Below are 14,170 nucleotides of genomic sequence, written 5' to 3' on the forward strand. Positions count from 1 at the left end.
GATCCTCTAGGCGTCCTGCGCCGGCAGCGCGAAACGGCTTCTCTGTTCCATCAAGAAGACCTTGAAGGCCTGCCAGGCCGGGCTGCGGTAGCGGTCCGGATGCCACACCAGCGAGAAGTGGCGGGTCAGCGGCAGGTCATGTGACAGCGCCAGCAACTCCCCTCGTTCGAGCTCTCCCCGCACGCTCAGGTGCGACAGGCAACCCAGTCCCAGGCCCGCCGCCACGGCCTGCTTGATCGCCTCGTGCTGTCCCAGCTCCATGCGTACCTTGAGCCTCGGCACCCGGGGCAGCACCGCCGCCTCGAGTACCTCCCGGCTGCCGGAGCCGATCTCGCGCAGGATCCACGACTGCTCGACCAGATCAGCGTCCTCGACCCGGCCCTTGGCCACCAGAGGGTGCCCGGGCGCGCAGACGATCACCATATGGTCTTCGCACCACACTTCGCTGGCGAGCCCTGGCTCGTGACAGCGCCCCTCGATCATCCCCAGGTCGGCGTCGAAGCGCTGTACCTCGGAGATCACCTCGCCGGTATTGCGCAGTCGCAGGCGCAGGTCGACCCCCGGATGCAGTCCGCCGAACTCCCCAGCCAGCGGCGGCAACAGATAGGTGCCGATGGTGGCGCTGGCGGAGATCGCCAGGCTGCCGTGGAGCTCGTCTCCCGGTTCCTCGGCGGCGGCGATCAGCTCGCCCAGATCATCCAGCAGCTGTTCGGCGCGCGGCAGCAGTCGATGGCCCATGTCGTTCAGGCCAAGCCGCCGTCCCGGGCGTTCGAACAGGGTGACACCAAGTTGACGCTCCAGGTCCGCCAGCGCCTGGCTGGTCGCCGACTGGGACAGGCTCAGTTGTCTGGCCGCGGCGCTGACGGTTCCCAGCCGGGCCACCGCCACGAAGACCTCGAGCTGGCGCAGGGTGATATGGGAGCGGGTGGGACTGTCTGGCGAGAAACTCATCACGGTGCTCGACGGTTGCAGGGAAGATGGCGGGGAAACGACAACGGCTCCTATATCGGCTCAGCTTATAACAGGTTTCGTTATTACACGATAATCATCTGGTATATCCACGCCTAGAATCTCCCTATCGAACCGACGCCTCAGGCTCCACCCAGACGAGCCGGTAGCGGCGATACCCTGACACGAAGAGGAGATCCGCTCATGTGGCAAGGACTTGCGCTATGCGCACTATTGACGCTGGCCGGGCAGGCCATCAGCCGACTGCCCGGTATCGCCGACGCAGGCGTGAGTCCGCTGGTGTTCGCCCTGCTGCTGGGCATCGTGGTCGGCAATCTGCCGCTCAAGCGCACCGTCGAGGGCGCCCAGCCGGGGCTCGCCTTCGCTACCCGCTGGCTGCTGCGCGGCGGCATCGTGCTGTTCGGCCTGTCGCTGACCTTCGCTCAGGTGGTCGGACTCGGGCCCAAGGTGCTGCTGCTGGACGCGCTGATCATCACCGCGGTACTGCTGGTCGGCTACCAGATCGGCACCCGGGTGCTCGGCATGGATCGCGAGACCACCCTGCTGACCAGTGCCGGCAGCGCCATCTGCGGCGCCGCTGCGGTGCTCGCCACCGAGTCGACCATTCGCTCGAAGCCGGCAGCGGCGTCCATGGCGGTGGCCACGGTGGTGCTGTTCGGCTCCCTGGCCATGCTGACCTACCCGCTGCTGTATCCGTGGCTGGGCATGGACGAGGGACTGTTCGGGGTCTATATCGGCGCTACCGTGCATGAGGTGGCCCAGGTGGTCGCCGCCGGCGACGCCGTCGGCCCGGATGCCCTGGCCAACGCGGTCATCGTCAAGCTGGTGCGGGTGATGCTGCTGGTGCCCTTCCTGCTGGTGGTCGGCCAATGGTGGCTGCGTCAGCCGACCCAGGAAGGCGCCGAGGCCGGCGCTCAGGGCGCACACAAGGCCAAGCTGGTGATCCCCTGGTTTGCCCTCGGCTTTATCGCCATGGTCGGCGTCAACAGCGTCATCACCCTGCCCGCGCCCCTGCACTCGGGTCTGGTGCTGGCCGGCCAGATCGCCCTGACCATGGCCATGGCCGCGCTTGGCATCAACACCCGGATGTCGCGCCTCAAGGCGCTCGGCGTGAAGCCCTTTCTGCTCGCCCTGATCCTGTTTGTGCTGCTGGTGGTTGGTGGCGGGATGGCCAGTGCCCTGCTGATGGGCTGACCGGATCGATGGACCGGGCAGGAACCCGACACACAGCGAAGAAGGCGGCCTTGCGGCCGCCTTCTTGCGTGGAGCTGATCCATCATTGAGCAGCGAGAGACTTGCCCCTGCTACAGAGAGAATTCCTCGCCGTCGTAGGACGTCTGTACCTCGATGCTTCCTTCGACGATCTCGGCGGCGAGGCGATCGAGTTCGGCGACGATGTCGTCCTCGACCCAGGGCGCCAGCGACAGACTCACCGCCTCCGGGTTATCCAGGCCGATACGCACCACCTCACCCGAGCTCCAGCTGCCCTGCTTGACCGCCTCGGCAGCAACAAAACCCGCCATGGACACGTTGGCGATGGCGGAGCCGGCGAACACCTCCGGGTAGTCCTCATGCCACTCGCGCACATTGCCGAACTGCCAAACGCCTTCGGCCTCCTGCATCGCCTCGATGGCCCCTTGGCGACCTGCATTCAACATGGTGAAGATGATATCGGCACCGGCCTCGATCTGGGCGCTGGCCACGTCATGGGCCAGTGACACATCGTCCTGATCGCCGGCGAAGATGGTGAGGAAGTCGGCGTCCGGTCGGGTATGCTGCAGACCGTGGTAGAAGCCCCCGCGACCCTTGAGACCCGGAGTGACGCGAATCCCCGAGATATGGCCCACCACGCCGCTTTGGGTCAGCAGACCCGACGCTGCACCGGCGAGCCAGGCGGATTGCTCCTGAAGGACCTCATAGCTCGACACATTGTCGCCGGTGACATCCCCCTGGGTGACGGAGAACAGCACCTCGGGATAGTCCCCTGCCACCGTCATCACCGCCTCGGAATTCTGACCGCCGTGGGCGATGATCAGGTCCGGCCCGGCATCCGCCAATCGCCGCAGGGCGGCCTCAAGCGCGTCGGGCTCCGGCGCTATCCCGTCCTCGTAGCTGATCTCGGCGCCAAGTTCGGCCTCGATGCGCTCGAGTCCACGGTAACCCGCCTCCATGAAGCCGCCGTCATCCTTCTGCCCCGGCAATAGCATGGCCACCTCGAAGGCATCCGCCACGGCCAGGGAAGGCGAAAGCGAGAGACCACACAGCGCCGCCATGTATCCAACTTTGCGAATCATCGAACACCTCATTACTTATTTTTGTATACAGAACGCATCAACTACTCTAGCGCCGCGGTGGCGTCATCGCCACCCCGAAACGACGACGGGCCCCGTGTTGGGGCCCGTCCTGGAGGGAGCAAAACAGCGCCTGGCTCAGTCTTCGAAGCTGAAGCGCACCTCGGGCGCGTCCGGCACCAGGGCGGCGCATTCGCGCACCCGCTCAAGCAGGCTCGCGTGATCGTCGGCGACCAGGTTGATGTGACCAAGCTTGCGACCGGCGCGCTCGCTCTTGTCGTAGCGATGAAGATGAGCGTCGCGCATGGCCAGCACCTGGCTCGGCTCGGGCTCGCGTCCGATCACGTTGACCATGCAGGTCGGCGCCCGGGCACTGGTGTCCCCCAGCGGCAGGCCCTGGATGGCACGCAGATGATTCTCGAACTGGCTGGTCACCGCGCCATCCATGGTCCAGTGGCCGGAGTTGTGCACTCGCGGTGCCATCTCGTTGGCCAGCAGGCTGCCGTCGGCGCACTGGAACAGCTCCAGGGTCAGCACACCGACATAGTCCAGCTCATCCAGCAGCGCCCGGATGTATTCATCGGCGGTGTGCTGGACGCTGTCGTCGAGATCCGGCATCGGCGCCAGCGAGTAACGCAGGATGCCATCGACATGGACGTTTTCCGCCATGGGATAGAACACCACCTCACCGTCGCGTCCACGCACGGCGATGATCGACACCTCGCGCACGAAGTCGACAAAGGACTCGACGATCAACCGCGGGTGATTGATGCGCTTCCAGGCATCGGCAGCTTCCGCCGGGTCCTTCAGCACCGCCTGCCCCTTGCCGTCATAGCCCTCGGTGATCGACTTGGCCACCACCGGCGTGCCCAGCTCACGAGCGGCGGCTTCCAGCGACTCGGCGCTGTCCACCAGGCGATAGGCCGGCGTCGGAATACCCAGTCGATCGAACAGCGCCTTCTCCTCGGCACGATTCTGACACACCCGGATCGCCTCACTGCCGGGGTAGACCGGTTTCTCGGCTTCGATCGCCTGGACCAACGACACCGGCAGGTGCTCAAACTCGTAGGTGACCAGGTCGACGTCTTCGAGGAAGCTCTGGACGTGCTTCTGGTCGGTGTCGATCATCACCTCGCCGATCCCGGCGCTGGGGTGGCCGGTGGTATCGAGAAAGCGGAACCGGTTGGCCAGCGGATAGCCGGCCAGCGCCAGCATACGGCCGAGCTGTCCGGCCCCGAGAACGCCAATCTTCATGACTTGCTCCTGTTTTCCTGCGGGTACACGACGCCGTTCAGCCCTGGCGAGACTCGGGCGGACGAGGATCGGGATTGTCGAGCACGGTCTGGGTCTGCTCGGCGCGGAAGGCCTCGACGGCCTCGCGAACCTGGCTGTCCCCGAGCCCCACGATCTGGGCTGCCAGCAGGCCAGCATTGGTAGCGCCGGCCTTGCCGATGGCCAGGGTGCCGACGGCGACGCCGCCCGGCATCTGGGCGATCGACAGCAGTGAATCCAGCCCCTTGAGCGCCTTGGACTCCACCGGCACGCCGAGCACCGGCAGCGCGGTCTGGGAGGCGACCATGCCGGGCAGGTGCGCTGCACCGCCAGCCCCGGCGATGATCACCTGAATACCACGCTCGGCGGCACCCTTGGCGTAGTCGAACAGCAGATCCGGGGTGCGGTGGGCGGAGACCACCTGGGTCTCGTAGCTCACGCCGAGGCGCTCGAGCATGGTCACGGCGTGTTCCATGACCGGCCAGTCGGACTTGGAACCCATGATCACGCCGACCCGGGGCGCTGGGGAAGTGGATGACATCGGCAACTCCTCGAAGAAACGACGGCGCCGCGGCAAAGAAATCGCCACGACAAGGGAACAATCGGGAAGCGGCATAGTCTAGCAGAGCCGGGGGAGCAGTACCTCTCCCTATGCGGAGACGTCGCCAGCCAGCGACAGCGCCTTTCACCCTGACTGCGCATTGGCCTGCTAGGGTAACGCTGCTGTCGCGGCCATCGCCGACACTCCACGCCGCCTGACAGGACGACCCGCTCACCCAAGGAGAGAGCCATGAAACCGACCCTGCTGCTTATTGCCGCCCTGACCTCCGGCCTGGCGCTGGCCGGTTGCGATGAGGGACAGAGCACCGCCAGCACCGCGCAGGAGGGCTCGAACGCCAGCCAGCAGAGCACCACCGAACAGGCGCAGAAAATGACGCTTGACGGTACCCTGAGCTTCGCCGAGGCCGGCCAGAGCCTGCCCGACAATGCCGAGGTCACGGTGTTGCTCAACGACGTTGCCCTCGCCGACGCCCCGGCCAGGACCATCGCCGAAACCACGGTGACCATCGAGCGCCAGGCACCGACCGACTTCTCGCTGAGCTACGCAAGCGACGCGGTGAACCCGCGCCACACCCACAGCCTGCGTGGCGAGATCCGCAACGACGAAGGTCAGTTGGTGTGGACCAGTACCGAAGCCACTCCGGTGGAAGTCGGTGCCGACGCCGACCAGCCGCCGGTGTCGGTGGTGCTGCGCCCGGTGGGTGCCGACGGCAACGCCCAGAGCGACAGCATGCAGAAGGCCCAGGAGGCGCTGCTGTCCAGCGGTGATGAACCCACCGCCGCCGAGAAGCAGGCCGTGGAAGAGGCCGACGCCGTGGCCGAACAGGCCGCCGGCATGCAGGAGCCCAGCCAGGGCGCCGCCGCGGCGAGCGGCGAAAATGCCGACACCGGTGCCAATACCGAGACGTCGTCCAGCCAGCCGCAGTAAGCGAGCGCCCTCGACGGACCGGCTCCTCCCGATACGACAACGCCGTGCCCTTGGGCACGGCGTTGTCGCTGTTGGCGGCTGCCCTGGCGCCGCTACGCTGTTGCCGGCGTGCGGCGGGCCTGCCAGAAGTTGAGGCTGATGATCGCCAGCATGACGGCGGCACCGGCGACGTCGAACACCAGCGACGGCAGGAACACCCCGACGATCGCCGGCAGCAGCAGCACGCGCTGCCAGATCGCCATGCGGGTGAACAGATAGCCTTCCAGGGTGGCGGCGAAGGCGCCCAGCGCCAGAAGCCCGGTGAAGCCCTTCCAGATCAGCAGCCAGACCGGCCCGCCGACGATGATCTCGGGGTTGTAGACCATGAACAGCGGCACCAGATAGAGGCCCTTGGCAAACTTCCACGACTGGAAGCTGGTCTCCATGGGCTTGGCCCCGGCGATGGCGGCCCCGGCGAAGCCGGCCAGCGCAATCGGCGGCGTCACGTTGGAGTCCTGGGAATACCAGAACACCACCAGGTGGGCGATCAGCAACGGCACCCCGAACTCATTGGCCAGCGCCGGCCCCACCAGCACGATCAGCACGATATAGCTGGCCGTCACCGGCAGCCCCATACCCAGCACGAGACTCGCCAGCAGCACCATGATCAGCGCCAGCAGCAGGTTACCGCCCGAGAAAGCCAGCATCATGGCCGAGAACTTGAGGCCGAGACCGGTCAGCCCCACTACCCCGACGATGATCCCTGCCACCGCACAGGCCATGGTCACCGCCACGGCGTTGCGCGCACCGAGTTCGAGGCCTTCAAGCAACTTGAGCAGACCGTTGCGACAGGCCAGCCCCAGACGCTCGGCGGTCACCGGCTGCCCCTCGCCTGGCGCCACGAACAAGAACCACACCGCGAAACGCAGCACCGCCACCAGCAGCATGCAGACGATGGCGTAGTAGCCCACTCGCATCGGCGACATGTTCATCATCAACAGCCACACCAGCACCGCCAGCGGCAGCAGGAAGTGCCAACCGTGCTTGAGCACGTCGCTCATCTGCGGCAGCTCGTCCTTGGCCATGCCCTGCATACCCTCCTTGAGGGCGATGATATGCACGAACAGATAGACGGTGGCGAAGTACATGAAGGCCGGCAGGATGCTGACCTTGACCACCTCGAGATACGGCAGCCGGGTGTACTCGGCGATCAGGAAGGCACCGGCCCCCATCAGCGGAGGCATGATCTGGCCACCGGTAGACGCCGCCGCCTCGATGCCACCGGCCTGGTGGGGCTTGTAGCCCAGGCGCTTCATCAGCGGGATGGTAAAGGCGCCGGTGGTGACCACGTTGGCGATGGCACTGCCGGAGATCGAGCCCATGCCGGCAGAAGCGATGACCGCGGCCTTGGCGGGCCCGCCACGCTGGCGTCCGGTGGCGGCGTAGGCCAGATCGATAAAGAACTTGCCCGCCCCGGTGATCTCGAGAAAGGCACCGAACAACACAAAGATGAAGATATAGGTCGCGGCCACCCCCATGGGCAGGCCGAAGATGCCTTCCTGACCCAGGTAAAGCTGGCCCACCAGACGATCGAGATTGTAGCCGCGATGCTCGAGGATGCCAGGCAGGAACTGGCCGAGCCAGGGTAACTCGCCACGGGGCCCGGCAAAGGCGTAGAGGATGGCGATCAGGCCGATGATGGTCATGCCCAGCCCCACCGCGCGACGGCTGGCCTCAAGCACCGTGATGGTGGCGATGATGCCGACGGTGATGTCGGTCTGGCTCCAGAAACCGGCGCGATTGATGATCTCGTCCAGAAACAGCGCCATGTAGCCGCCGGTGATCATCGCCCCGATGAAGAACACAAGGTCGATCGCCCCACCCAGCACGCCCCTGTCACGCTTGGGACCGAACACCGGAAACATCAGGAACGCCAGCATCATCACCAGCGCAAGGTGGATGCTGCGCTGATAGAACAGCCCCAGCGGCTGAATCCCCGCCGAGTAGAGCTGGAACAGCGACAGGCCGACCGCCACCAGGGTGATCAGCCATAGGATGGTCTTGGGGTGGTTGGCCTGGCTGCCAGGCACCACCGGTGAAGCTGCCGTTTCGCTCATTGTCGTGATTCTCGTCAGGCCTTGCCGGCGCTTGGCCGGTTGGCATAATTCGGAATGCTGTCGCAGGTCGCAGGCCCTCGAGGGGCCGAAGTGCCCACGCGGTTGGTGGCATCATTCGATAGCCTGGGCCAACGACAGGCTAGTCGCGCCGCTCGAGTCCAACGCTGACCAAACGCCCCGCCGCCAGATCGCTCAGGCTGATGGGCGTGGAGGCCGCCGGCACGGCCAGGGAGTCCCCGTCCGCACAGTCGGCCCGAGCCTTGATCAACGTCTCCAGGGTCGGCTCACCACGGCTGACCAGGCGATGATCGACGCGCTTGGCGCCGACCCTCAGCCGATAGCGATTGCCGGGGACGGGCTCGTCGATGTCCTCGATCCAGTAGCCGCCCTGACCGTCGCTGACCTGGCGTCCGCGCCCGGGCACGTGGTCGAGGCCCGCGGCAAAGTCCGGCAGGTGACTGCGTTCAAGCACCATGGCACCGCCGAGGTTGCGATAGCAGTCGAGCACCTCGAAGCCTTCTACCGAGTGGTTCCAGGCCAGGCACCAGCCGGCACCATCGGGCATCGGCAGTTCCACCAGCGCTGCACCCTCGGCGTCGCGCACGCTCAAGGTAAATAGAGCATCGCAGTCGGCATCACTTGCCTGGCCAGCGCCCGCCACAGTCATCAGCGTGACCAGCCCAAGCGCAGGCAGGGCGAGCCCGGAGGCCCGCCCTGCCATGAATCGACGCCCCGCCATCAGGGACGCTGCTTGTCCTGCACCTCGGCACCGACTTCCTCGTAGTAGCGCAGTGCGCCAGGGTGGAAAGCGATGGGTGTGGAGTTCACCGAGAACTCGACGGTGGTGTCATTGGCCGCCGGATGGATGGCGATCAGCTCGTCGGTCTGCTCGAACAGGGTCTTGGTGATCTGGTAGGCCAGTTCCTCGTCCATCTCGCTGCTGGCGATCAGCACGTTGGGTACGCCAAGGGTCTGCACCGCTTCTTCCATGCCTTCGTAGAGACCGGCCTTGAGCTCATACGGGGCAAACACCGGTTCGTCCTCGCGCGCCTTGGCGACTTCCTCGTCGCTGAGGCCGATCAGCCGAACATCGCTGGTGGTGGCCAGATTCAGAATCGAGCTGGTGGGCGGCCCCACGCTCCAGAAACCGGCATCGATATCGCCATCACGCAGGGCGTCGGCGGTCTCGTTGAAGTTCAAGCGACGCGGGTCGAAGTCGTCGTAGCTGATGCCGTTGGCTTCGAGAATGGCGCGGGCGTTGAGCTCGGTGCCGCTGCCCGGCGCGCCCACGGACACGACCTTGCCTTCCAGGTCATCCAACGAGTCGATGCCGGAGTCGGCCATGGTCACGATCTGCACCGCATTGGGATAGATGGAGGCGATGGCACGAATGTTCTCGAGCTTGCGCCCCTCGAAGTCACCGGTACCGGTAGCGCCCTGGTGGACAGTGTCGGCCAGCGCCAGCGCCAGATCGGAGTCACCACGCCAGACCAGTCCCATGTTCTCCACCGAGGCGCCGGTCACTTCGGCCACTGCGTCGTAGCCGTCGACGTGCTTCTTGATCAGCTCGGCCAGGCCTCCACCGTAGGGGTAGTAGGTGCCGCCGGTTCCACCGGTGGCGATCGACAGCTGGCTCTGGGCCACGGCGCTGTGGCTGGCAACCAGCAGGGATGCCGTCAGGGCAAGGGTCAGTGCTCGCATGGTCTTCCTCCGTTCCTCGTGGGAACCGCTTAGAATTTATTGTGCGGAATTGAAGTGTCGATACAGCAATCGCCTAGGCAAGCTAGCAAGAGCCGGCCTCGCTTGCCACTGCAGACATTTCGACGTTTTTTATCTTTGTCTGCAATTCTCACAAGGTCTTAGAGACACTGGCCCGCCATCCTGCCCGTCGAACCCCCGAAGGGCGCGCTTCTCAGGGAGCTGGCGTCGCGCCGGCTTTTCACGCCTCAGCGTTGACTGTCGACCTGCTCGCGTACCTTGGCGACGATATGGGCACCGATCGGCAACGCCGAGGTCGCCGCCGGCGATGGCGCATTGCCTACGTTGATGGTGCGCGGCGTGTTGACGAACAGGAAGTCGTCGACCAGCTTGCCGTCTCGTGTCACCGCCTGGGCACGCACCCCGGCCGGGTAGGGCTTCAGGTCATCGAGGGTGAGACTCGGGCAGTACTTGCGCACCTCTTCCAGATAGCCACGCCGTGACAGCGAGTTCTTCATCTCACGCATGCCAGGGCCCAGATGACGCCACAGCACTTTGAGAATACCCGGATGGCTGACCATGCCGACCAGATCCGCTGCCGAGACATCACGCTTGCGATAGCCCTCGCGGGCCAGTGCCAGCACGGCGTTGGGCCCCACCGTCACGCTGCCATCGATCATGCGGGTAAGGTGGACGCCGAGAAACGGCATGCTGGGGTCCGGAATCGGGTAGATCAGATGATTGACGATGGCGTTGCGGTGCTCGGGCAACTGAAAGTACTCCCCGCGGAAGGGACAGATGGTGAAGCTCGGGGTCTGCCCCAGCATGCGCACCACCCGGTCGGCCATCAGCCCTGAGCAACTTACCAGGTAGCGACTGCTGAAGGTCTCGGTGGTGGTGGTCACCACCACTTCCTGGCGACGTTCGTCGAGCCCGGTTACCTCCCGTGAGTAGCGGATCTCGCCACCGCGTCGCTCGAACTCGGCGGCCATGGCGCGAGTGACCTCGGCATAGTCGACAATACCGCTGGACGGCACGAAGATGCCGCCGACGCCGGTGATGTTGGGCTCACGCTCTGCAAGGGCACCGGCGTCGAGCCATTCACGCTCAAGCCCATTGGCTTCGGTGCGTTCCCACAGGGCCTTCATCCGCCCCAACTCCACCTCGTTGGTGGCGACCAGCAGCTTGCCGCAGCTTTCGTAGGCGATGTCGTGGGTCTCGCAGAACGCCTTGGTGGCACGGTTGCCTTCCAGACAGAAGCGCGCCTTGAGGCTGCCCGGTGTGTAGTAGACCCCGGCGTGTATCACGCCACTGTTGTGACCGGTCTGATGGCGAGCCGGACCGTCCTCCTTTTCCAGCAACAGCATGCGCTTTTCAGGATAGGCGTCCTTGAGATGCATGGCGGTGGACATGCCCAGAATGCCACCGCCGATGATGATGAAGTCGTACATGGGGGTCTCGTTGTCCTTGGTCTTGCCCCGCCGCCGGGACGGGGCCGGATACATCGTGGGCGACCGGGTATCGCGGGGCCCATCACCCTAGAGTACCGCGTCGGGCCGTGCCCCGCTGCCCCGCTGCACCCCTCTTCCCCGGAGGACACCTCAGTCCTGGCGAGCTCGCAGGGTGCTGCCACAGGTGAAGACACCGCGCTGGCGCATCAGCTCGCGCCTGAGCTGCGGGTGAGCCTCGAACTTGTCGCGACCGTGCAGCCAGAAGTGGTTATTGATCAGCAGGAAGCTGCCGACCGGATTGGGCAGGGAAATGACGCCGTCGCTCGACTCCAGCGAGTCCGACAGCTCGCAAAGCCAGTTGCCCTCCTCCAGATCACGTGGCTGGACGAACTGATCGATGTAGGCCATCACCGGGCGGCCATCACGGTCGACGTCGAATACCGGGTGAAAGACGTCGCGCACCACATTCTTGCTGGGCGGAGCCGACCAGCGCATCTCACTGAACGCCAGCGGGTGACGGCAGAACCGCTCCAGCTCGTGCCAGTCGTCCAGATGGAGCAGCCGCGAGTTGCCGCCTTCCATGTGTTGCTCGTCGATCTTCATCATCAGTACGTAGTCGGTGACCTGCTCGACGAAGGTGCCGTCGTTGTGAAGCTCCATCACCCGATGCGGCGCCCGCAGATAGCTGTCGGAGGTGTCGACATTCTCGACCACGAAGCGGGCATAGTACTGACCACTCATGGCATCGAAGTTGGATCGTCCGATCAGGTGGGCAACGGCGGTGGAAAACTTGACCATGTCCTCGGCCTGCTCGACCCGGTCCAGCCCTTCCGGCACGACCTGCAGCGCTCCCTGGCGACGGTCCAGCAGGATATTGGCCAGCCGCGGCTTGAGCGTCCCCTCGCACAGCTCATCGAGTATTCCCGCGACACGAAAACGCAGCATCGACTTGTACTCCAGCGCCTGAATCGGCCATTCGGCACAGGCGTCGAGGAAGGCAGCGACGACCGACCGCTCGACACGCAGCTCCTGCAGACGCTCGGAAGAGGTCGACGGGACCAGGGTGAACCCGCGTGGATCGCGTGCGCCAGGGGCGGTGGTCTGATCATCACGATCCTGAAGCTGGGCAGAGGCAAGGATGGACATGGCAGGGCTCCGTATTGTTTTGACGTTTTGTAAAAATATCTACATTTTTACTTTTGGTCAACAAAAACACGGCTGCCGCCGGGTGCTGATTTTCGGGACAAGGTCCAGAGTTCTTGAAGCGTCCGCCGGCCGGCAAAGCCGCCGACCGGCGTTGCGGTCAAGGCGTCAGGTGCCTTCCAGCTCACGACGCATCTGTCGCTGGCTGTAGGCCGTGCCATAGCGGCGGCGGGACCACAGGTACAGGCCAAGCCCGGCACCCATCCAGCCGGCGAACAGCCCCCACTCGATGGGTGACAGCGCCGAGGGGCTGCCGGGCAGGTAGAGCCCGATCAGTCCCAGCGACAGCACCACCGCCAGCCAACCGACCAGGCGAGGATGGCTGACCTTGAACGGCCTTTCGAGTTCCGGCTCCTTGCGCCGAAGCACCAGAAACGAAATGGATACGAACAGGTAGGCGATGACGATGCCGAGACCACCGGCCACCACCAGCCACACCATGGCCTGGCGGCCCAGCAGAGGCGCCAGGCTCGACAAGGCTCCCATCAACAGGATGGCGTTGACCGGCGTCCTGTGACGAGGATGCAGCTTGGCCAGAAAGGCCGGCAGCATGCCGCAGTGGGCCAGTGCATAGATGGCGCGAGAGCCACCGACGTAGAAGGCGTTCCAGCTGGTCAGGATGCCGGCGATACCCGCCAGCACCATCAGGTTGGCCGCCCAGGGGGTGTTGAACACCGCCCCCATGGCGTCAGGTACCGCCAGGGAGCTGTTCTCGAGCTCCGCCTTGGGCAGCATCAATGCCGTTCCCAGCACGATGAAGGCGTACCAGAACACCGCCAGGACCACCGACAGCATCAAAACCCTACCGATCTCGCGAAACGGCAGGTCGATCTCTTCCGCCGCCTGCGGGATGACGTCGAAGCCGACAAACAGGAAAGGAACCATGATCAGCACCATGGTGATCCCGCCCAGCACACCCTCTTCGGTGTTGAACAACGGCGTCAGCGAAGCGCTGCTACCCTCGAACAGGGCGCCGGTGATGAACATCACACCGACGGCCAGAATCAGCAGCGTCACCACCTTCTGGACCAGCGCCGCGGTGCGCACGCCAACATAGTTGATGGCCATCATGACCACCGAGCCGGCCACACCGACGGCAACCCAGGTGGCCTTGACGTCCCAGCCCGCCAGGGTCCACAGGTGACCGACGGCGTAGCCGGGGAACAGATGCTCGACCACGGTGGGCAGCGCTACCGCCTCGAAGGCCACCACGCTGAGATAGCCCAGCACGATCGCCCAGGTACACAGGAAGGAGGCAAAATGGCCCAGGGCACGGTAGCTGTAGACGTGCTCACCGCCGACCTGGGGCATCGCCGAAGCGAGCTCAGAGTAGGTCAGCCCCACCAGCACGATCACCATGCCGCCCAGCACGAATGCCAGTATGGCGCCAAGGCTTCCTGCCGAGGTGATGAAGCCACCCGTCAATACGATCCAGCCCCAGCCGACCATGGCACCGAAGGCCAGCGCCAGGACGTCCTTGCGGGCCAGCACTCGGCTCAGCTGGGCTCCGCCATTGCTGTTATTGTCCATGAGATAAACCTCTCGCCGCAGTGGTGCGTTCCCGCAGAACAGTGATTGTTGACCGGGGACAGGACGCACCGTTGAATTTATCAATCGCGCGTGCAACTTATCATGAGGATGTTTGCCGTCCGCAGCCTTCGTTTATACCTCTTTGGTCTAAGTTTGTAGGGCCTGCAGATG

The 14,170-nt window shown here is 64.9% G+C and carries 12 protein-coding genes; 2 read left to right on the top strand and 10 right to left on the bottom strand.

The features are described 5' to 3' along the window. Positions 1 to 6: 6 nt before the first annotated feature. Positions 7 to 951, bottom strand: coding sequence for a LysR substrate-binding domain-containing protein (locus tag NFG58_RS16660; protein ID WP_045992807.1), 945 nt, complete (start codon positions 949 to 951; stop codon positions 7 to 9). 201 nt (positions 952 to 1,152) lie between these two features. Here NFG58_RS16660 and NFG58_RS16665 point away from each other — a divergent pair, with 201 nt between their 5' ends. After that, positions 1,153 to 2,163, top strand: coding sequence for a YeiH family protein (locus NFG58_RS16665; protein ID WP_108132395.1), 1,011 nt, complete (start codon positions 1,153 to 1,155; stop codon positions 2,161 to 2,163). 110 nt (positions 2,164 to 2,273) lie between these two features. Here NFG58_RS16665 and NFG58_RS16670 read toward each other — a convergent pair whose 3' ends face one another. The 3 genes from NFG58_RS16670 to purE form a co-directional block, all read right to left on the bottom strand. Continuing rightward, a complete protein-coding gene (locus tag NFG58_RS16670; protein WP_348827009.1) occupies positions 2,274 to 3,263 on the bottom strand; it encodes a BMP family protein in 990 nt (329 codons plus the stop codon). A 135-nt stretch (positions 3,264 to 3,398) separates the two neighbouring features. Continuing rightward, the gene (locus NFG58_RS16675) at positions 3,399 to 4,514 is read right to left on the bottom strand and encodes a 5-(carboxyamino)imidazole ribonucleotide synthase (RefSeq protein WP_108448226.1); all 1,116 of its coding nucleotides are present in this window, start codon (positions 4,512 to 4,514) and stop codon (positions 3,399 to 3,401) included. Between the two features lie 37 nt (positions 4,515 to 4,551). Continuing rightward, positions 4,552 to 5,073 (bottom strand): 5-(carboxyamino)imidazole ribonucleotide mutase, encoded by a 522-nt coding sequence (gene purE / locus NFG58_RS16680; RefSeq protein ID WP_045992811.1) that lies wholly within the window; start codon positions 5,071 to 5,073, stop codon positions 4,552 to 4,554. 249 nt (positions 5,074 to 5,322) lie between these two features. Between purE and NFG58_RS16685 the strand changes: the two genes are divergently transcribed. Continuing rightward, a complete protein-coding gene (locus NFG58_RS16685; RefSeq protein WP_052704348.1) occupies positions 5,323 to 6,021 on the top strand; it encodes a YbaY family lipoprotein in 699 nt (232 codons plus the stop codon). 92 nt (positions 6,022 to 6,113) lie between these two features. Here NFG58_RS16685 and NFG58_RS16690 read toward each other — a convergent pair whose 3' ends face one another. The 6 genes from NFG58_RS16690 to NFG58_RS16715 all read right to left on the bottom strand — a co-directional run bounded on the left by NFG58_RS16690 (position 6,114) and on the right by NFG58_RS16715 (position 13,999). Beyond that, on the bottom strand, positions 6,114 to 8,117 hold the full coding sequence (locus NFG58_RS16690) for a TRAP transporter permease (protein WP_348827010.1): 2,004 nt from the start codon (positions 8,115 to 8,117) through the stop codon (positions 6,114 to 6,116). A gap of 139 nt (positions 8,118 to 8,256) precedes the next feature. Then, positions 8,257 to 8,856 carry a DUF1850 domain-containing protein gene (locus tag NFG58_RS16695; protein ID WP_348827011.1) on the bottom strand — a complete coding sequence of 200 codons (600 nt, stop codon included), beginning with the start codon at positions 8,854 to 8,856 and terminating at the stop codon, positions 8,257 to 8,259. After that, complete coding sequence (locus tag NFG58_RS16700; RefSeq protein WP_348814775.1) at positions 8,856 to 9,818, bottom strand: TAXI family TRAP transporter solute-binding subunit; 963 nt, start codon at positions 9,816 to 9,818, stop codon at positions 8,856 to 8,858. Before NFG58_RS16700 ends, NFG58_RS16695 begins: the two co-directional genes overlap by 1 nt. Positions 9,819 to 10,063: 245 nt before the next feature. After that, a complete protein-coding gene (lhgO, locus tag NFG58_RS16705; protein WP_348827012.1) occupies positions 10,064 to 11,266 on the bottom strand; it encodes an L-2-hydroxyglutarate oxidase in 1,203 nt (400 codons plus the stop codon). 150 nt (positions 11,267 to 11,416) lie between these two features. Beyond that, entirely contained in the window at positions 11,417 to 12,412 is a 996-nt protein-coding gene (gene glaH, locus NFG58_RS16710; RefSeq protein WP_348827013.1) for a glutarate dioxygenase GlaH, read from the bottom strand. A gap of 165 nt (positions 12,413 to 12,577) precedes the next feature. Next, a complete protein-coding gene (locus tag NFG58_RS16715; RefSeq protein ID WP_045992816.1) occupies positions 12,578 to 13,999 on the bottom strand; it encodes an APC family permease in 1,422 nt (473 codons plus the stop codon). Positions 14,000 to 14,170: the final 171 nt, after the last annotated feature.

The organism is Halomonas sp. RT37 (assembly GCF_040070525.1).
In the GTDB taxonomy this organism is placed as follows: Bacteria; Pseudomonadota; Gammaproteobacteria; order Pseudomonadales; family Halomonadaceae; genus Halomonas; species Halomonas litopenaei.